Genomic DNA, 20,278 nt, shown 5'->3' with positions numbered 1-20,278 from the left:
AAAGACATAAGTAGTTCTGAAACAGATGTCTAAAAGTTTCTCTTTAAAAAAAACGGATGCATAATGCTCTTAAATTATTGTTGTTGACCGTTAAGAGAAACTTCTTATATTTGATTTAGACAGAATTTATTTCATTAGCCGATTCATGAAAAAGCCTCATTTAAGATTGCGACACAAAGCAATTCCTAAACTTAGAAATAATGTTTTCCAACCTCCCGGAACCATTTCTTATGTCGGAGCCGATCGAACAGAAGCGGTTACCGCAGAGACTATCCTCTATGATGAAACACATTTTTCTAAACAAGACGGTATTTTTCTGGACCAGCTTAAAGAGGATCGAGTCAACTGGTTTAATATTGACGGTGTTCATGATATTGACCTCTTAAAAAAAGTGGGGTCTAAATTCCATTTGCACCACTTACTTCTAGAAGATATTGCAAATACCACACAACGTCCTAAGACAGAATTCTACGCCGATCATATATATCAATGTATCAAAATGATATCTTACGATTCAGAAAATCATGAACTCAATGAAGAACAAATAAGTATTATCCTTACTGAAGATGCCGTTATTACCTTTCAAGAAAAAACTGGAGATGTTTTTGAGAACATTAGAGAACGTATAGAAAATAGTCGGGGCCGCATAAGGTCTGTAAAAAACGACTATTTATTCTACGCACTCGTAGACAGTATTATAGATCACTATTTTATTGCAGTAGAACAAATAGGAGATTATTTAGATCAGCTAGAAGATGAAATCTTTGAAAATCCGCAGAAGGATTCTTTGAATAAAGTGCAGAAAAATAAAAGAATGTTATTAAAACTTCGTCATGCTATTTTTCCTTTAAGAGAATCAATTTCTAGATTACTTAAAGAAGACAGTAAATTGATTGAAAATCGGACTCATGCCTACCTTCAAGATGCTTATGATCATTGTATTCAAATTATAGAAACAGTGGAGTCCTACCGAGAGATTAACGCTGGTTTACGCGACATGTACCTTTCTAGTGTAAGTTATAAGATGAATCAAATCATGCAGGTTCTCACTATCGTTTCTTCGATTTTTATACCTATGACATTTGTAGCAGGGGTTTATGGGATGAATTTTCAACACATCCCAGAACTGACATGGGAATATGGGTATCCCTATTTCTGGATGATTAATACAGTTATCTTTATAACGCTGCTGGCTATCTTTAGATGGAAAAAGTGGCTCTAAATAATAGAAGTTCAAACACTCTCATTAATCCTTATAGTATCTTTTAAGGATCGCGATCTAAGAAAGAATTCAATCAATCTATGCCATCTTCAATTATGACGCTAGCTCTAGCCCCTCTAATTTTTATACTGCTGGTATCACTTCACCAAATACATCCTTCTTGTGTTCTTATTTTTAATGATGTGCCAAAAGGAAAGGTTTTGGTTACATATACTGACCATTTGGCATTTCAACTAATTACAATTCTTCTCGTTGACAGTGAAACCATTCCATATAGCCATAATATAGCTGGATTTTGTATAAACATTAAAATGAAACGCATATTAATTATGGATTTGATGGCTTACGTTAGAATAGTTTTGAGAAGATAAATTCGTGTGATCAGATACCTGAACTATCTATCTGTTTATTCAGGTGTATTTAAAGCTTTTTATTGTTCTGCAGATTTGATTGCAATAAGCAATGCATACGGTTGGATTCTTCGACACAAGTCTTGAATGTCTTTTTATTGAATTTTCAGATAACAAAGACTGGTAAGGTATTTTGTATATGAATATTGGAATGATATTTAATTTTGATTATGTAGCGACAATTTTGCTTACTTCGGCAACTTTCCTTTTTAGACAGTTTAATTACGGAATACTGGAGTTACTTGACCTATAATGTTGTGCTAGACACACATTGCTGTGCGTGCATAGTAGTTTGGCACAAGTATTGATGTTTATAAGGGGAAGGTTACTATTTATAATTTTCATAATGTTTTTTAGTTGGTTTTTTGAAAATCCTGAGATGTCATCTTTGACTTTTCGGGATTTTTTTAGGTATAGTGGTTTGTCATCTCGCTTCCGCGAAAGCAGAAAAAAAAAACGAGTCGTACCTCACAAAAAACAATTTCCACCATCACAATTATTCTCTTTAATTAATCAAAAGGGATCATCAAAAAAAACAAAATCAGTCCTCTTAAGATCTTTGAATTGGAAAAATTGGAAAATAACTCGCAGCTCTGTATTAATGATTTCATAGTTTTATGAATAGCTCTAGTTTTTCGAAGCTTTTATCTTTTAAAAAAAAAGATTTTAACACATTTTTTAAGAGACAAAGCAAAACAAATAAAATCCTATTTTTGGTTCATGAGACAATGGATCCCCATAAGCCTACTTTTGCTTTTTGTCAACTGCAAAAGAATTTCTGAATCAAATAAGGTTGCAGAAGAATCTAACACAGAGCAAGTAGTAAAAGAATTTGTATTCCCCAATGCTTTCTTAGGCATTAATAAAGGAGATTTAGTAAATATGTCAAGTAGCGATATTGAAGTTATTCCCATGGAGTTTCATCTACTCGCTACACCAGATAGCTCGAGATACGATTACAAATATTTTACGGTCCAAAACGATCAGAAAAGGCCTACACTTTGATCCGGACTGAAAACTCCCATATCTACGAATTAGATGAGAATAACGGTATTGTTCTTCCTGTTGCTTATTCTAAAAATACACTGTTCAGCACCTATGAAATTGCTGGTAGTTTATTGAATAATAACGAAGTGTTTTATAAAGACCGAATGGATTTTATGATAAATATGTCTGTGCTGGAAAACAAAGAAGATACTGGTGAGTCTGTTGGCTATAAAGTAAGTAGTTATCAAATTTATGTGATCTAACAGGCTACTTAATCAAAGTCAAAAAACAACATCACAATACTTCTATAAAAAAATAATAAATGAATCATTTGTTTTCTGTACTTTGTTATCGATAGAGAGAACGGTTACAGATGTATTTAAAGTGTAGATATACTAAGCTGTGAAGAAATGATATAACAGCATACTTGTAAAGCATGTTAGTGAAAATAAAATCACAAAATGACTATAAATATTTGATCTGTGCACGGTCTAAGGGGAGTGAAAATATAGTTATGACTATAGTTATAAGGGTAGACCAAAGCAAACACACTATCTTATAGGGTTAGATTTGATCTCCAAAAGCTGTTTTGCTCTGCACAGGGCAGAGAAATAGGTTTGTTTTTTGATTCGGATAGAACCACAATTTAACAGTAGCAAGGCAAAGCTCCTGTATGTCAAATAGAAAATCAGGAGCAGTATTTTGAAATATCCTCTCAATGAAATAGATACTAAAGAAGGTAAAGAATAAAACAGAAAGGCAAAAGCTATGATTGTGAAAAGAAAAAGGTGCCTATAACCTCTGCTAATCCTAACATAAAAATATGGAGTGTACACTCTTTACCAAATTTATTAGAAGCGCCGGGAAAACTTAGGAAAATATGATATTCTTAAAAATAACTTTGTCAGAAAGAAAAAGCAAAGTAATAAGAGACAGTATGAAAAACTATATGCGATCATAAATATCTTGAGGTATTGTAAAGTACCATACCGGCACTTTAGGATGTGCAAAGTTAGTGATAAAGTATGCTCTTAAAATCAGTGGTTGTAAGTTGAAACGGAACGTTGATAAAATTATTAAAAAAGGAGTGCTCACATATCAGCCCATTAATCTTCAAGAACCATAACAAGTACTGAATGTAAGGTTGAATAAACCTATAAATTCCCTTGGTCATTATGGATCAAAATATAATGACCAAGAAAATATTATTTATGGAGATTACTTAATTATATCTAATAATAACAAATTCGGTTCTCCTATTTAATTGATGCTCCTCTTCAGAGCATTTTACACCATCAGTACAGGCATTAACCAATTGTGTTTCTCCATAACCAAAACCAAATATTCTTGTACGATCTATCCCTCTAGATACGATATATTCCAAGGATGACGCAGCTCTCCGACTTGATAAGGCATCATTGTATGTGTTCGTATTTCGGCTGTCTGTATGCGAACCCAATTGCACAATCATTTGGGGATATCGTTTCATAACGGTTATTACCTTTTGAAGTTCAATTGTTGCGTCAGGACGAATAATTGCCTTCTCTAAATCAAAATAAATTGGGTTTATATTTATAAAATCAATACCATCTATCTCGACGATATCTTCATCCTTTAACTCAATAACTAGCTCTATTTCTAGTTGATCTTCGTTTGAAGTAACAAAATCCTTGCTAAAATCTATAAAACCTTTTTTTGTTCCCAGGATTGTATAATTAGACTCACAGTCGACTGTAAAGCTAAATCCACCATCATCACCAGTGATCACTTTTTCAATTTCAACATTATCCTTATACAAACTAACCAACACTCCAGGAATCAAATCACCAATACCGTCATCTTTGATGATACCTTTAACATACTGTACTCCTGTGATCGTTTCTTTAAAGAAATAAATATCATCGTCTCCTTTACCACCTTCTCTATTAGAAGAAAAATAACCCGTCGAGTCTTTTTCATTTATGGTGAATGCAAAATCATCCCAAACACTATTTACTGGACTTTCTAAACTTTTAGAATTCGAGTAAACTGTACCACCATCAGACACAACACTCTTATAAATATCTAAACTACCAAGCCCAGACCTACCATCAGAAGAAAAATAAAGAATGCCCTTTTTACTGAGAAATGGAAACATTTCACGGTTCATAGTGTTCACCATAGGACCAGCATTAATAGGCTCCCCATAAGTTCCGTCCTCTAATAAATGTACATAATAAATATCAGTTTTTCCAAAACCACCAGGCATGTCAGAAATAAAATAAAGCATTTTGCCATCACTGCTCAGGGAAGGATGACCCACTGAATAAGAGTCATTATTAAAGGAAAAATCTTCAATATCACCCCACAAACCTTTTTCATTAATATGAGCTCTATACAATTTTAAATTATTCATTCCATCCTCATCCTTTTTATATTTCCTGTCAAAATAATTATTCCGAGTAAAATAAACGGTCTTCAAATCAGCGGCAAACACAGCATTAGACTCATGATATTTAGTATTAATCTTTGATGAAAACAATTCAATATCTAAGATCTCACCATTTTCAGTTTTATTACCTTGATACAAATTAAGAAAAGGCTGAGAATTATTTGCCCAGGTTCGGTTTCGTAAACTACGAACTTTTCTTGAGGAAGCAAATACCACTTGATCATCTCCGTAATAAGCAACGCCAAAATCCGAATATTTAGTATTTATATCGGACAGGTGCTTTATTTCATAACGATCGACAGTTTGGGATAAAGCGATAAAGCTCACGAATAGAGTTGCAATACATACAATATATTTTTTCATGTAAATAATTATTATAATTTAAAAGAATCTAGGACTCTTGAGTTTATTATTAAGAAAATCAAACAGTAATAATATTTCGTGTGAACCAGAATTATAATTCCCTAGATTTGAAACAGTGTAATCAAATGCATAACCTACTCGTATTTCTGGTGTCACCTGAAAGCCTGCCATAGCACTTACAGAATCTTCAAATCTATAAGAAAGTCCCAATTCAAATTTATCATAAATCAATACATTAGTGGATAAATCTAAGGATAATGGGGACCCGAATGACCCTTTAAACAAAAAAGAGGGCTTTAACTTAAAAGCATCAGATAGTTGAAAGACATATCCCGAAGTCAGAAAATAATGCATTTCTTCTGTAGCTGTACTTACAATTCCAGATTCTTCTTTTAGATGTTTACTATCAATAAGATTTGGAACCGATAGACCTAAATAAAAGCGGTCTGTATAATAGTAAGCTCCTGCTCCAATATTTGGATACACCTCATTGATATTATCTGATAAAGTATTGCTGAATTCAGGATCATTTGGGTTTAAAGACAGTAGATCGACATTTAAAAACGAAGCCCCTGCTTTTACGCCGAATGCCAATCGTCCTATTTCTGAAGTTCTTATAGCATAAGAAAAATCAACGTATAAACTTTGCTCTGTTACAGGACCAAATGAATCCGAAATCGCAGATAATCCTAAACCTACCTTTTCGCCTACAGGACCATTTACAGCCAAGGTTATAGTTCGAGGTGCTCCTTCAACTCCTACCCACTGAGCTCTTCCTAATACACCAATACTTAAGTTACCTCTGGATCCTGCATAGGCTGGATTTAAAACATTCATGTTGTACATATACTGGGTATACTGGGCATCTTGTTGCCCAAACACAGATGAAGCAGATAAGACAATTAATAATCCGCAAATTAATCTACTATTTTTCATAAAACTCTAATCTTATATTAACTATAGGGAACAAAATATTATATCCATTGCTCCCTAAATATTAGTTTATCTATTTAAATATACCCAACCTGTTTCAGGCTTTCTATTTCCATCATTAAAACGAAGAACGTAGAAGTATGTAGAAGGGGGTAACATTTCTCCTTTAGAAATATTCATTTTACCATCAGAAAAACCATTCCACCATCGTGGTTCAATTCTAGGATTTCCACCGTGTGTATACTCATATACTTGATTACCCCATCTATTAAATATTTGCATACCGAAATTTGGATAAAGAACTTCTAAATTATTGATCCTAAACTCATCATTTACCTCGTCACCGTTGACAGTAATCACATTAGGTATTGAAAGGATTAAAACTGGTGCCGGTAAGACTTGAGAATAATCATCTTCCGTAATGATACCATTGTTAGGTGTTGAGTCAATATCCTGCTCGTTAGCATAAACAACCTCAGTGGTATTTAAATATTCCCCAATTGATAATACATTTACTCTAATCTCTAATTCATATGTTGTATCGTTAGATATATTCCCTAATGACCAAATACCTGTATTCGCATCATAAGATCCTACCTCTGTATAGGCACTTATAAATTCATAACCTGATGCTAAAGCATCCATTATTTCAACCCCGGTCGCATCACTAGGACCAGCGTTAGTAACTGAGATAGTAAACGTAATTTCAGCATTTGGCTCTGGACTCATGTTATCCACCGTTTTTATAAGCGATAAATCAATTAAAGATACTGGAACTGTCTCAGCACAATCATCATTATTAGCAAGATTAGGATCAACTACACTTGCGCTTTGTATGGATGCACAATTTTCATACGCTCCATTTGCATTTACTCTAGCATCTATTAGCAAATAACGAGTTTGTCCTGCGGGCAAACTGTTAACGGTCCATATTCCTGTGTCAGGATCATAATCTAGACCGACGCTACTGCCAAGAAATGTATACCCACTAGGTAAAAGATCTATAACCGATGTAAGTAAAACGCTATTATTACTATCATTAATTAGTGATATGGTAAACTGTACAGTATCCCCAACATTTGGTGTAGCGTTATTTACTATTTTAGTTAATCGTAAATCAGCTTGTGAAGAAGGAGTTACAGAAGCGCATGCCTCATTATTATTTAAATCTGAGTCTACTTCATTTAAACTTGTTATTGAAGCGCAATTAGTATAGTCACCAGTCGACTCTACCACAACTGATACAGTTAAAGTTTCTATCGCAGCACTTCCGAAACTAGGAATTGACCAAATACTCGATACTGGATTATAGCTACCTATTGAGGGAACAAAAATTGCTGATGAAGCGTTAAAACCAGAAGGTAAATCTTCCAAAATATTCACATTTGTAGCATCAATGGATCCTAAATTTGTTAGCGTAATTACAAAGTCAACTGTGTCACCAAAATTAGGAAATTCATTACTTACAGTTTTAGTAATTGCCAAATCAAGGCAATCTAAAACAATAAAAGGAATCTCTAACGAGTTTGCAGGACAAACTAAAGAACTATTACTTCTGACTGCCCATAGACTCCCAGATGTAGTAAATGGATCTAACGATAACCAAGAAGTACCTGAAGCAACTGCTGGATTTGCAGGAACAGTTAAACTAGCATCTGTATAGAGTTCCAAAATTTCATTCACACCTAAAGGACCTTGAAATTCAATCGAAAGAAATTCACTGGAACATATGCCCTGATCTATGCTTGCAACAACTACATCGGCTGGTGCAGCTAATTGGGCATCATTATTAAACACAAAATCTAATGATGTTGCTGTACTCGTTGTAGCATTTTCGGCTATTATCACATAAGTATCGCCAGTAATTCCTCCAGAAATTGCACCTCCTGCACCTACTGTTAATCCTAATGGTGAAGATGTATAGGTTAATTCTGCATTATAATTGGTTACCATTACTGCGGCAGCATTAGAACAATCTGCAGCGGTTAGAGTAATTTGTGGAGTTTGCGATAGTGTTGTTAAGTACAGTGTAGCACTATCACAAGCATTATCTAAATCATTGTCACAAGCTACATAGGATATAAATACAGACCCAAAAAAGTTTATATCTGCGGTATATTCATAGGTACCATCGGCATTCAATAATAAAATACCAGCAATGACGAAAGTTCCAGGAGTATTTAAATCAGATCCATAAATTGCTGTTGGGGTTCCTAATACTAAAGGTCCAATACTGCCATCAATAGCGATTATAGCAAGGGCACTGTCTACACCGGGTAAACCAGTACTTCCGTCTGGATCAATATCGTTAGATAACACGTTCGCCATTAAAATATCACCAGCATTTGCTATAGTTGCATCATCTTCTGCAGTCATCTCATTTACAAATGGATCACTAATAACTACTGAGATCGTTGCATTAGCACATACGGCTGCTGGTGTATTGTCATCACAAAGGGTATAACCCAAAGGTGTAGTTTCACCGACAAAACCTGGCTCTGGATTAAATGATACTACTCCATTTACTGGATTCAAAATATATGTTCCTTCATTTGGTACATTCACCTCTAGACAACGACCATTTACGGTATTGACACATGTAGATCCAGGTATGCTATTTATATCTAAACTTACAGATCCGATATTTATAGTTCCATCTGGGTCAGAATCATTATCCAATATGTGAATAAGTACGTTAGCACCTGATTCGGTAGTTGCATTATCATTTTGCACTATTGGTGGATAATTCCCATTCAAAGATGGGCCAGTTACCGTTATGAAAACTTCGCCGGTAGTACAATCTAATGGATTACCGTTATTACAGACTTCATAAATAAATGTATCTACTCCAATGAAACCAATATTAGAGGTGTACGTATACGTCCCATTTGAATTTAAAACTAGGGTTCCATTTAATGGAGCATTTACTGGTGTAGTCGACACCACCAATCCACCACCCATAGGATCCCTATCGTTAATAAGGACATTACCATTTACAGAAGTGTTTACCATAGTCTGATTAATGTCATCCTCTGATATAGGTAACTCAGTGACCGATAAACTTGTAGATGAATTGTCATTTGTACTGTCCGCATTTCCTTGTGATATATTTAAGGGTGGTGCGATACAACCAGAGCACAACAAAGGATTATTAGCAGTGATATACACCACATTTCCAATAATTCCATTAGCGTCACCCAGACTAGTACCTCTCACATTCAATAAGATATCACTCACGTCAAATGAAGAAAAACTTCCTCCTGAATTTGTTAATTTTATTGTGTTTGCAGAACCTGTCGTTAAACTAAATAGAGTCCAACGCACGTCGCTAGCAGTACCAACTCCTATAATTTCAGCATTAGCTCCTACACTTACAACAACCGTCAGCGAATTTTGCACAATATCTCCATTGCCATAATTACCTACATTGACATTTAAGATTCCTAGAGAACCGTTTGTCACTGTAGGTGGCGACATTAAAATTTCAATTCCAGGGTCTGCTATACTCTGTGAATACCCTTTTGGTATAAACATAAATACGGTAAAAAACAGTATTATTAATTTATTCAAAGTATTCATGGTATTATTCTTTAGTATGTTCATTATTTCTTGAGAATTAACTTTGATTATTGAGCTTGAACAATAATGTTATAAGAATCATTGTACCTATTAGCATCACCACCAGTTCCTGTTGCAATTGCTACCGTAATTGGTGATGCAGTTTGTGCCGGTATATTTGAATTACGTTCTATGGTGAAACCTATTCGAGAAACCGAATTCCCGGATATAATTACGCCAGGTTTTAAGGTCATAGTCACAAATAACATATCTTCTGTAATATCCCAATCATTATTGTTCACTGTGGTACCGTTATTAACTAGCACACCTGTAGTGGTAGCTGAATAGCTTACCATAAAGGCACTTGTTTTTTTAAGCTTTAAGACTACTGGTCCAACAGATGGCCCACCTAAAACTTCAGATACATTTACAATAAAGTTTCTTGAAACACCAGCAGTTAAAAACATAAATGAATCAATTTCTATAGATGGAGTAAAGTCAGTCCATGCTTCATTAACATCAGATATATTATTCCCATTAATATCTGTGATTGTTCCTGACGTTTCATCTGACTCATCAGCATCAGTAGTTCCATCACCATCAGTATCAGTTGTACTAACATTTGCAACCAATGGGTCTGTACCTGTAGCAATTTCATCTGCATCACTTATAAGATCATCATCATCATCTGTATCATAAATATCTGGTGTTCCGTCACCATCGGTATCTGTATCATTTTGTGGATCACAAGCATCTCCAATACCATCACCATCTAAATCCTCTTGACCTGGATTGACAACATTTGGACAGTTGTCATTTATATCTATCACACCATCACCATCGGTATCTGTATCATTTTGTGGATCACAAGCATCTCCTATTCCATCACCATCTAAATCCTCTTGACCTGGATTGGCAATAGTTGGACAGTTGTCGTTAATATCAATTACACCGTCACCATCGGTATCTCTATCATCTTGGGGATCACAAACATCTCCTATTCCATCGCCATCTAAATCCTCTTGACCTGGATTGGCAACATTTGGACAGTTGTCGTTAATATCAATCACACCGTCACTATCGGTATCTCTATCATCTTGGGGGTCACAAACGTCTCCTATTCCATCGCCATCTAAATCCTCTTGACCTGAATTGGCAACATTTGGACAGTTGTCGTTAATATCAATTACACCGTCACCATCTGTATCTGTATCATTTTGTGGATCACAAACGTCTCCTATTCCATCGCCATCTAAATCCTCTTGACCTGGATTGGCAACATTTGGACAGTTGTCGTTGATATCTATCACACCATCACCATCGGTATCTCTATCATCTTGGGGATCACAAACGTCTCCTATTCCATCACCATCTAAATCCTCTTGACCTGGATTGGCAATAGTTGGACAATTGTCGTTGATATCAATTACACCGTCACCATCGGTATCTGTATCATTTTGTGGATCACAAGCATCGCCGATACCATCACCATCTAAATCCTCTTGACCTGGGTTGAAAACATTTGGACAGTTGTCGTTTATATCTATCACTCCATCACCATCGGAATCGGTATCATCTTGGGGATCACAAACATCACCAATACCATCACCATCTAAATCCTCTTGACCCTGATTAACAATAGTTGGACAGTTGTCGTTAATATCAATTACACCGTCACCATCGGTATCTGTATCATTTTGTGGATCACAAGCATCACCAATACCATCACCATCTAAATCCTCTTGACCTGGATTGAAAACATTTAGACAGTTGTCGTTTATATCTATCACTCCATCACCATCAGTATCTGTATCATTTTGTGGATCACAAACATCTCCTATTCCATCGCCATCTAAATCCTCTTGACCTGCATTGACAATAGTTGGACAGTTGTCGTTAATATCAATTACACCATCACCATCGGTATCTCTATCATCTTGGGGGTCACAAACATCTCCTATTCCATCGCCATCTAAATCCTCTTGACCTGGATTAGCGACATTTGGACAGTTGTCGTTTATATCTATCACACCATCACCATCGGTATCTCTATCATCTTGGGGATCACAAACATCTCCTATTCCATCTCCATCTAAATCCTCTTGACCTGGATTGGCGACATTTGGACAGTTGTCATTAATATCAATTACTCCATCACCATCGGTATCTGTATCATTTTGTGGATCACAAACATCACCAATTCCGTCTCCGTCTTCATCCTCTTGATTTGGATTGGCGACATTTGGACAGTTGTCGTTTATATCTATCACTCCATCACCATCGGTATCTGTATCATCTTGGGGATCACAAACATCACCAATACTGTCTCCATCTTCATCCTCTTGATTTGGATTAACTGTATCAATACAGTTATCAACATTATTAAAAATTCCATCACCATCATTGTCTAGCTGTGAATCAGAACATCCATTGACATCAACCGTTTCACCAGCAGGTGTGTTAGGACAAAGATCTGTATTATTGAAAACTCCATCACCATCATCATCTAATCGTGAATCAGAACATCCATTAACATCTACTGTTTCACCAGCAGGTGTTCCAGGACAAAGATCATCATCATCAACAACACCATCATTATCTTCATCATCTAACGGAACAGAAGTTACACATTCTGGATTGTTATAAATTATTCCTGTATATGAATTAACTGCTCCAAGAGTAGACAATTGTCTACCTGCTAAGAATACGTTTGCTCCGGAATTACAAGCACCACCATGGGATAAAAATGTTCCTTTTACTATTGCGTTAGCACCTATATTCACAGCACCTGTGGTTACGTTTGCTCCTCCGATCCAAAATACATTACAACGGCTTGCACCATTGGCTAGAATTACCGTTGCTCCTGCCGCGACATTAAATGCTCCAGCAAATCTCATAACAAATATGGAATTTGCGACGTTTCCTGCGTCTAAGGTAATAGTACCGGCCAAAGAACCCGCAGCCATATCATAAACTCCCGGAGAAAGTATCTCTCCTGAACCAAAAGCAGCCGTATGGGTTCCTGTGGAAGGAATGGCCATAAGGCTAGTATAAGCTGCATCTAAAGCTGATGTTGCTTCAGCTGTCAAAGCGTTTTGTACTTCTTCCGTTCCTATATGAGTACCTGCCACATATCCTGATATGGACCCAGCATTTGCTCCAATATGCCCAAGGATTCCAGAGACAGCGGTATTAGCAACCGCTCCAGAGCTGGTAAAAAGTGCGTAGTCTGAAAGAACGCCTAACACGTCCACTGCTGGAGCTGGTTCGCACGTTGCTTCACAAAATATTGGGATGTTAGATACTCCAAGTGGTTTGCTAATGCTACAACCTACCGCAGTAGAAATTGCTCCCGCTGTAGTTAACATCCTTCCTTCAAGAACTGTATTTGTACCAAGTCCAATAGCGCCTCCATTAGAAAGTAAGGTTCCTTTGACAGTAGCACCTGCAGCTGCATTTATTGCTCCGTTGGCCATAAAAAACACATTACAAGATCTCGCCCCATTAATTAATTGTATTTCTGCACCAGCTCCCATGGTTAATGCTCCTCCGAATTTAATCACGAAGAATGAATCAGGGTTATTTTGGCCGTCAAGTTTAAGAAGCGTTCCAACTGATCCTGCACCAGGTATGGAATATACGCCAGGAAGAATGGTCTCCCCACCTCCAAAAGCAGGAGCATGAGTAGCAGGAAAATTAACAAAAAGGTCATTAAGGTGAATGAACGTTCTCATCAAATCTTCATTAGCCTGATCTGTTTCGGCACCAGGAAGGTAGGTGTTACCGTCAAAAGTTCCAGTTATTGCACCCAAGTGAGTACCCGCATCACCGGCCCAAGTAGATCCCGCTCCGTTTGTGATTGCTCCATTTCCAGTAAAACCTTCAAATGAAGATAGTATTCCTAGATTCACTGTTTGACCCAAACTTATGTTTGAAAATAACAACAATGCTATAGTAGTTAAACTAAAAAGTAATTTATTTTTCATAATTAATAATTGTAAGAAGTTGATTCAGTAATCGTAAATTAATATTTATTGGTTGTTTAATAGTTTAAATTGAAATTTTTAATGTCAATGCTTTTATCGCCCTTTTTTCATTTTTTTCTTTGATTTAAATGGCTGCAATTTTATCTAAACTGCCTCAGGGTTTCCACTTAATTACATGATTGTTTTTTGAAATATAATCTGAAATTATACTGCATTTATTAAACCTCTTTCTAATATAAATGGTACCTCTTATATATGTAAAACACGAAGCAATAAAACATCTAATTATTATCGTTTTTTTTAATATTACTCGAAAACTAACCTAATTGAAAACTTCGTCAAATTGAAAGTATTGATGAAGTTTTAAAACAGGATAGTTCTAAATATCTTGTTTGTTCAAAAACAAAACTTGTTCTAAAAACATTAACTTAATTGTGGTGCTAAACAGTAAAATTTAATTCCTCATATATAGTGTTTCCAAAAAAATAATTTCATGTTTATTATATTAATTTTATCGCAACTCAACAGCCTTCGATCCTCTTTTTTTCGTCATGCATCATCCTAAGTAATACATCGTAAGCCATTTATAATCGATAAAACTAACAATTAATTATCCGATTTTTAGTAAAAATAAGGGGTAAGAAAAAAGAAAATAAAACTATTCGATGAAATGTTCGGGAAATTCGTTGAAACAAACAAATTTCGTAAAATTGATTTAGAATTTGAAAAACAATACTCAAAACAGGATGTTTTTTTTCGTTTAATTAACCTATAATTTAAAAATATTCTGTCACATGTTCCAATTATCCCTAGGTTGGCTCAGCATAAACTACCCAATTATTGTTGAATAAATTCCACTATAACTATTGCGGTAATTCAATCTGTGCATCACCTTTTATAATCAGAAAACACCTACGGTGTTTTACCCATTGATTATATATTAAACAAGCTTTTGATAATCGACTACTAGTATTGATAAAATGGTGGTGATGAGTACCAACTCAAATTCTTTCCCAAGAATTTTCATCCAACTGCCTTCGCCTTTTTGTAATCACTTTTTTAGAATTCTAATAATAGGGGTTGAGTATTTTCTAAACACTATCAAATTAGATTTCTGAGATGATGATTCACTTTCAGTAGATCATCATCAACGAGAACAACAAAATTGTACCTATAGTTATAGGTATCTATTCTCTTTTGACTTTCTAATAGAAGTCTGTTTTTCCTCTTTTAAATGCTTTAGAAACAATAGAATTGAATATGTGTCATCAGTATTACCACTCTTAATAGTTATTAGAATTTAAATAACCTTGCTGTTAGGGGCTGGTATGTAGGTAATGGCACCACAAATAGCGCCAAAGCACTGGGTAAATTTATTGCAGGTGTTGAAGCTTTGTTTGCACAGGTTTAATTTGTCGGAACTTAATCATCAGAGTTCTTTATTATTTGTTGAGGGAGAAATTAACACAATAGCATCGCATCATATCACATTCATTACATCACATCATCAAGTACCACTGATAAATTATTTTTGAAATAGCTCATAGAAATCACTTGGTAACCAACTTGCCTAACAGCGGTAAAGCTGCTACAGGCGGGATTTCTCTCTCGTGGTTGCAATTATACTTAGAAGACAATGATTGTTATTGTTCTGTGCTAACAAACGAGTTACTAGTATATCCTATTAGTGGCATTAAAAGTATATCAAGATTTTCAATGTGCTATTTTAATTTGAAGCAGAAGGAACTAGCCATCAAAGTGTACTCAAATCGTACTACTAACAGTATACAGGTAGAAATTAGGTCAGATGTTGATTATTCAATCCTATCACCTTTATATTTTAGTTGTGTGATCCCTTGAATAAAATGTCTTTATCGACATTAAACGGAGTTATCACCAGGAAGAGAACAAGTAGACAAACGTCTTGTTAAACCTTCTAAATACCTCTAATTAATGCATACTTTCGCCGATACAAATAAGAGTTTTATGCAAGAGAATAAAGTACGGCACTATATAAAAAAGGTTCTAGAGAATATGCCTAATAATTGGTTGGGGCTAACGACGCACCGACTTGATATTTATGAAGAAAAATTAGCCAAAACTCAGTTTATCAATCAGTTAGAAACATTGTATCAAAAAGGAAATAGTGACGCTGCTGCATTAGAGATATTACCTACCGCTTATGATTATATAAGATTAGGTCATCCTTTATGCTGTATATTAGAATGGGGAATTTCAAAGTTACAAGGCCTCCAACCAGAAAATGTGATTAGTTTTTCTTCTCAGACCATTCCTGTATTATCCATTTTAAGAAAAAATCTATTAGAGAATATAAATACCCAAATCAATTACACAGAAGAATTACCTGATTTTTTTGATGCGGAAATCATAAAAAGTGTTTACGGTTATATCTTTGAGTTGAAAAAAGTAGAAAACGCATCAGACATTACTGCTTTTGATGGAAGCACCATTTTCATAACACAACAAGAGCAGATGGATGCTGTGGAGTTACATCCCAATATTGACTTTTCTATTGCACTCCATAAAGATATAGGAAGTGTTTTAGTCGTCAATGGAGAAAAGAACGAAGGCTATATTTCAGACATTCAGCATGTTCGAAGAAGAGAAACGGTTGCCATGACGCCAGCCGATTCTCTTACAGCTTTAAAATCACTTTTAGGAAAGTCTTCTAAAAATATAAAAAATAATCTAGCGGCCGACAAGAAAAGCGTTCTAGATTCTATAAAAGAAATTACAGGTACTCAAATCACTCCGTTAGTGGCTACTAGTGGTCTATCCATTCAATATGCAATCATGATGGGATTGATTCACGATGCGCAAGAAAACCATAAAGGAAAGGCCATTAAATTTATAGTACCTCCTAACTGTTATGGTGGAACAAACGACCAAGCTAGAAGAGTTGCGGCTTGTCTAGACACTATTGAGATAGTAGATTTACCAGTTGATGGTGATAATGATATGGTAAAAAGTATCGATACGGTTTTAGAAAAAATTGCTCAAGAAGATGCTATTCCCTATATCATTGCTGAAATACCTACCAATCCAAGAGTGGAAGTTCCTGATTTACTTAAACTAAAAGAAGTTTTAAGCAAACAGCGCCATACAGAACAAGGAGAACCTGCCATCGCTCCAGTTTTTATTCTCGATCAGACTTTCTGTCCTAACATTCATTTCTTAGGAGAAAATAAAATGCTCTCTACAATAAAAGCTATTTCCTACGCTAGCGGCTCAAAATTCCCTAGCGGCGGTCGCTGCACAGCTGGTTACTGCGTTGGAAACAATAAAACGAGCGCTTTAATGGAGAAAATCAGCGTGCATTTATCTCTTTGTGATAACGAAGCAACCAGTCTTCAATATGAAATTCTAGCAGCACAATTGCCGTCTATGAATCAACGTATTGTTGGAGCTTATGACAATACCAGAGAATTTGTAAACTTTATTCAAGATACCTTACCTGCTGCCAAAATCAATTTTGTATCAGAAGAACTCGCACAGGCAGGATTCACACCATCAGTTTTTTCATTAGATCTTCCTACTAAAGGAACCACTGATGAAGAAAAAGAAACTTACAAAAGAGCTTTGAATTTAAAGCTAATTCATTTGATGATCAATGAAATCCCAAAGGAGAGTAAATTCTGTGTGAGCTATGGCCAGTTAAAGGGCGTTTATTGGACCGTTCCTGCAACCTCAACACAAGGAACAACTAAAGAAGGTGATAAGGACTACATCGTACGCACTTCCTTTTCTCCTGATTTAGATATGGAGTTACATAAAAAGGTGTTTAAAAAATTTGTCGAAAGTATATAAATCTGTATCAGGCTTATTTCGCACCATATATTTAAGCTCAAAGTTTCTTGTTTGGAAGCTTTGAGCTTTTTTAGTTTTAGTGAGGATTCCGCTTTCGCGAAAGCGTTATACTTAACAGATTTTTAAATTTTATACTTTCATCTCTTTTGAACCTGCTTCGTTACGCACTGATATGACAAACGAACAAAAATTTATATGACCGTATATAACAAACGCCTGTAAGTACTTTTGGAATGCTTCAAAATTCTTTAAAACTACTCCTTGGGATACCCGCAACCAATAGGACTTCCATCTGGTACTGCAGGCAATTTTTTTACTTTAAATAATTCTGGATGCGTATTGAACTGTTTGATTTGTGAAAGCAGCTGGTTTTCAAACGAATCCCGTTTACTCAAGTCTTTTTCAATAGTATTTAATTGATCTCTCGCTGTGGCTTTTACATCAATATTTGTTCTTGTACTTGCCATCAGATTCATCAGGTGGTTTAAAAACAACTCCTGATTTCTATGAGCTATAGATAGTCCATAGGCATCGTCTTTATCATAATCGTTAAATACTTTGAGAGAAGCAACGTTAAGGATATTCCCTAAACTAAAGCTTGAACTCGTTGAACTTTCTATAACAAGACTACCTCTATTTTGACTCTTATATTGATTTTTAATTACATGCTGTGTTGTGATTCTATTCATACGTTCTGGATGAAACAACAAATCAAAAGTCATGTCCACGCTAGTTGCAGCGGCATTTAAGGGATCAAAGCTCACTCCAGTTTCTGATTGGAAACTTTCTCTTGTTCTTCCATAACCATATGCTCTAGGCGGGAATAATTTCAAAACCGATTGCGGAATCTTTAAAGTTTCTGGATCTATCGTTTTTAAGATCGCACGCAAGGCTTCCAATTGCTGATCAGCATTTACATTATTAAATTCTTGAATACCGTCTTTAGTCAAGTATTCGTAGGCTATGCCACCTATTAATTTTACAGCTGCTTCTACCTGGTATCTATGTGCAAAATAAATAGGTACAAAAACATCTTCTAAAACGCTCAACGGCTCTCCAGATTTGATATTATGAATAGAAAACTGATTCATAGCAATCTCGCGTACTTTTAAAACATGTACTAATTCTTCTGAAGGGTTTGTCCCATTATCCCAAAGGTGTGCACTAGCATTTGCCCCACTAGCAACTCGAGCATCACTGTCCGAAAGGAACTTAAGGTTGGCAACGTTTGCTGTTTTGATAATAGATTGCAAATAAGCGGTTTCAGATTGATTACCTGCTGGATTTCCATAAGAATACTGGACCGCTAATTTATCCCAAACCCCTATTCCGACAGAATAAGCATCTTTTAAAGATAGTTCTCCATCCACGATGTCAATCTTAGGATGCGGATAATCCATCACACTAGCACGATCTTGAGCACTGGCGGCAAAATTATGTGCAAAACCTAGCGTATGCCCTACTTCGTGTGCGCCTAACTGTCGTATTCTCGCCAGTGCCATTTCCATCATCGAACTGTGATTCTCATCATTTTCTTTAAAAGGTTCTTTAAGCAATCCCTGAGCGATCATAAAATCTTGTCTTATGCGTAAACTACCCAGACTCACATGGCCTTTAATTATCTCTCCAGTTCGTGGATCTGTAATACTACCTCCATAGCTCCAGCCACGTGTACTGCGATGTACCCATTGAATGACGTTGTACCTCAAATCCATAGGATCTGCATCTTCTGGTAGCATCTTCACCTGAAAAGCATTCGTATAACCAGCAGTTTCAAAAGCATCATTCCACCAGGCCGCACCTTCTATTAAAGCACCGCGCACTGGTTCTGGGGTAGCTCGGTCCAAATAATAAATAATTGGTTCTACAGCTTCACTAATGGCTGCTGCTGGGTTTTTCTTTTCTAATCTGTGTCTAGTTATCAATCGTTTCTCTAAGGGCTCAAAAACGGGAGTGCTGTAATCCATATAACTGGTATAAAAAGAACCACAACGTGGATGAAACACTCGAAGTTTATAAGCAGCATCTGGTAATTCTACAAAGCTGTGGTGCTGGATCACAGAAATACTGCTCGCATCTGGAGCGACACTTCTTATATCTTTTCCCGTAGGCGTACCTATAAAGGTCAGCAGGGCTTCAAACTCGCTATTTTTAGGAAAACTCTTCGTGTTTTCCATCCAGAGCACGCTGCGTGATTTGTCTAATTTATAAGTCCCTTGTTTGCGATCTTTCAAGCGTTTTGTTACTCCGTGAGCATCTTCCATTAAAAATGGAGTCAAATCAATCACATAAACTCCATTTTTCTCTTCCTTGATCTCAAAACCAAACAATACTGACTTCGCAAAAGCCTGCTCAATCGAAGCCTTTTCATCTTCATTAGGGGAACTTGCGCGGTACTTTAAGTTGGGTTGCATCAATAATAATTTATTCCCGCTTTTGATCCATTTGACCACTACTCCATCACCCAGTTGGCCTCGATCCAGTCCTATATCGTTGGACCCTAAACCGGTAGTTAAGGAATGTACATAAAGAAATTCTTTGTTCAAATCCTTAACTTCTA

The 20,278-nt window shown here is 35.8% G+C and carries 9 protein-coding genes; 4 read left to right on the top strand and 5 right to left on the bottom strand.

The features are described from left to right. Positions 1-145 precede the first annotated feature (145 nt). The 3 genes from corA (at position 146) to ACJAT0_RS03330 (ending at position 2,882) form a co-directional block, all read left to right on the top strand. The gene (gene corA / locus ACJAT0_RS03340) at positions 146-1,222 is read left to right on the top strand and encodes a magnesium/cobalt transporter CorA (protein WP_415180515.1); all 1,077 of its coding nucleotides are present in this window, start codon (positions 146-148) and stop codon (positions 1,220-1,222) included. 1,130 nt (positions 1,223-2,352) lie between these two features. After that, positions 2,353-2,637, top strand: coding sequence for a hypothetical protein (locus tag ACJAT0_RS03335; protein ID WP_415180514.1), 285 nt, complete (start codon positions 2,353-2,355; stop codon positions 2,635-2,637). After that, positions 2,634-2,882, top strand: a complete 249-nt coding sequence (locus ACJAT0_RS03330) for a hypothetical protein (protein ID WP_415180513.1) — start codon at positions 2,634-2,636, stop codon at positions 2,880-2,882. The genes ACJAT0_RS03335 and ACJAT0_RS03330 overlap by 4 nt, the downstream gene beginning before the upstream one ends. A 959-nt stretch (positions 2,883-3,841) precedes the next feature. Here ACJAT0_RS03330 and ACJAT0_RS03325 read toward each other — a convergent pair. From ACJAT0_RS03325 to ACJAT0_RS03310, 4 genes are all read right to left on the bottom strand, one after another. Continuing rightward, the gene (locus ACJAT0_RS03325) at positions 3,842-5,413 is read right to left on the bottom strand and encodes an OmpA family protein (protein WP_415180512.1); all 1,572 of its coding nucleotides are present in this window, start codon (positions 5,411-5,413) and stop codon (positions 3,842-3,844) included. A gap of 18 nt (positions 5,414-5,431) precedes the next feature. Then, positions 5,432-6,349 carry a type IX secretion system membrane protein PorP/SprF gene (locus ACJAT0_RS03320; protein ID WP_415180511.1) on the bottom strand — a complete coding sequence of 306 codons (918 nt, stop codon included), beginning with the start codon at positions 6,347-6,349 and terminating at the stop codon, positions 5,432-5,434. A gap of 66 nt (positions 6,350-6,415) precedes the next feature. After that, the gene (locus ACJAT0_RS03315) at positions 6,416-9,916 is read right to left on the bottom strand and encodes a gliding motility-associated C-terminal domain-containing protein (protein WP_415180510.1); all 3,501 of its coding nucleotides are present in this window, start codon (positions 9,914-9,916) and stop codon (positions 6,416-6,418) included. Between the two features lie 56 nt (positions 9,917-9,972). Next, positions 9,973-13,890 (bottom strand): thrombospondin type 3 repeat-containing protein, encoded by a 3,918-nt coding sequence (locus ACJAT0_RS03310; RefSeq protein WP_415180509.1) that lies wholly within the window; start codon positions 13,888-13,890, stop codon positions 9,973-9,975. A gap of 1,986 nt (positions 13,891-15,876) precedes the next feature. On the opposite strand from ACJAT0_RS03310, the gene ACJAT0_RS03305 reads away from it, so the two are divergent. Further along, a complete protein-coding gene (locus tag ACJAT0_RS03305; RefSeq protein ID WP_415180508.1) occupies positions 15,877-17,718 on the top strand; it encodes a cystathionine beta-synthase in 1,842 nt (613 codons plus the stop codon). A gap of 254 nt (positions 17,719-17,972) precedes the next feature. Here the strand turns inward: ACJAT0_RS03305 and ACJAT0_RS03300 are convergent. Continuing rightward, the coding region (locus ACJAT0_RS03300) for a zinc-dependent metalloprotease (protein WP_415180507.1) at positions 17,973-20,278 on the bottom strand (2,306 nt) is incomplete at its 5' end.

The sequence above is a fragment of the Nonlabens sp. genome, from assembly GCF_047636915.1.
Classification (GTDB): domain Bacteria; phylum Bacteroidota; class Bacteroidia; order Flavobacteriales; family Flavobacteriaceae; genus Nonlabens.
The sequence above is the reverse complement of the archived record's forward strand: the minus strand, read 5'-3'. Positions and strand labels throughout refer to the sequence as shown.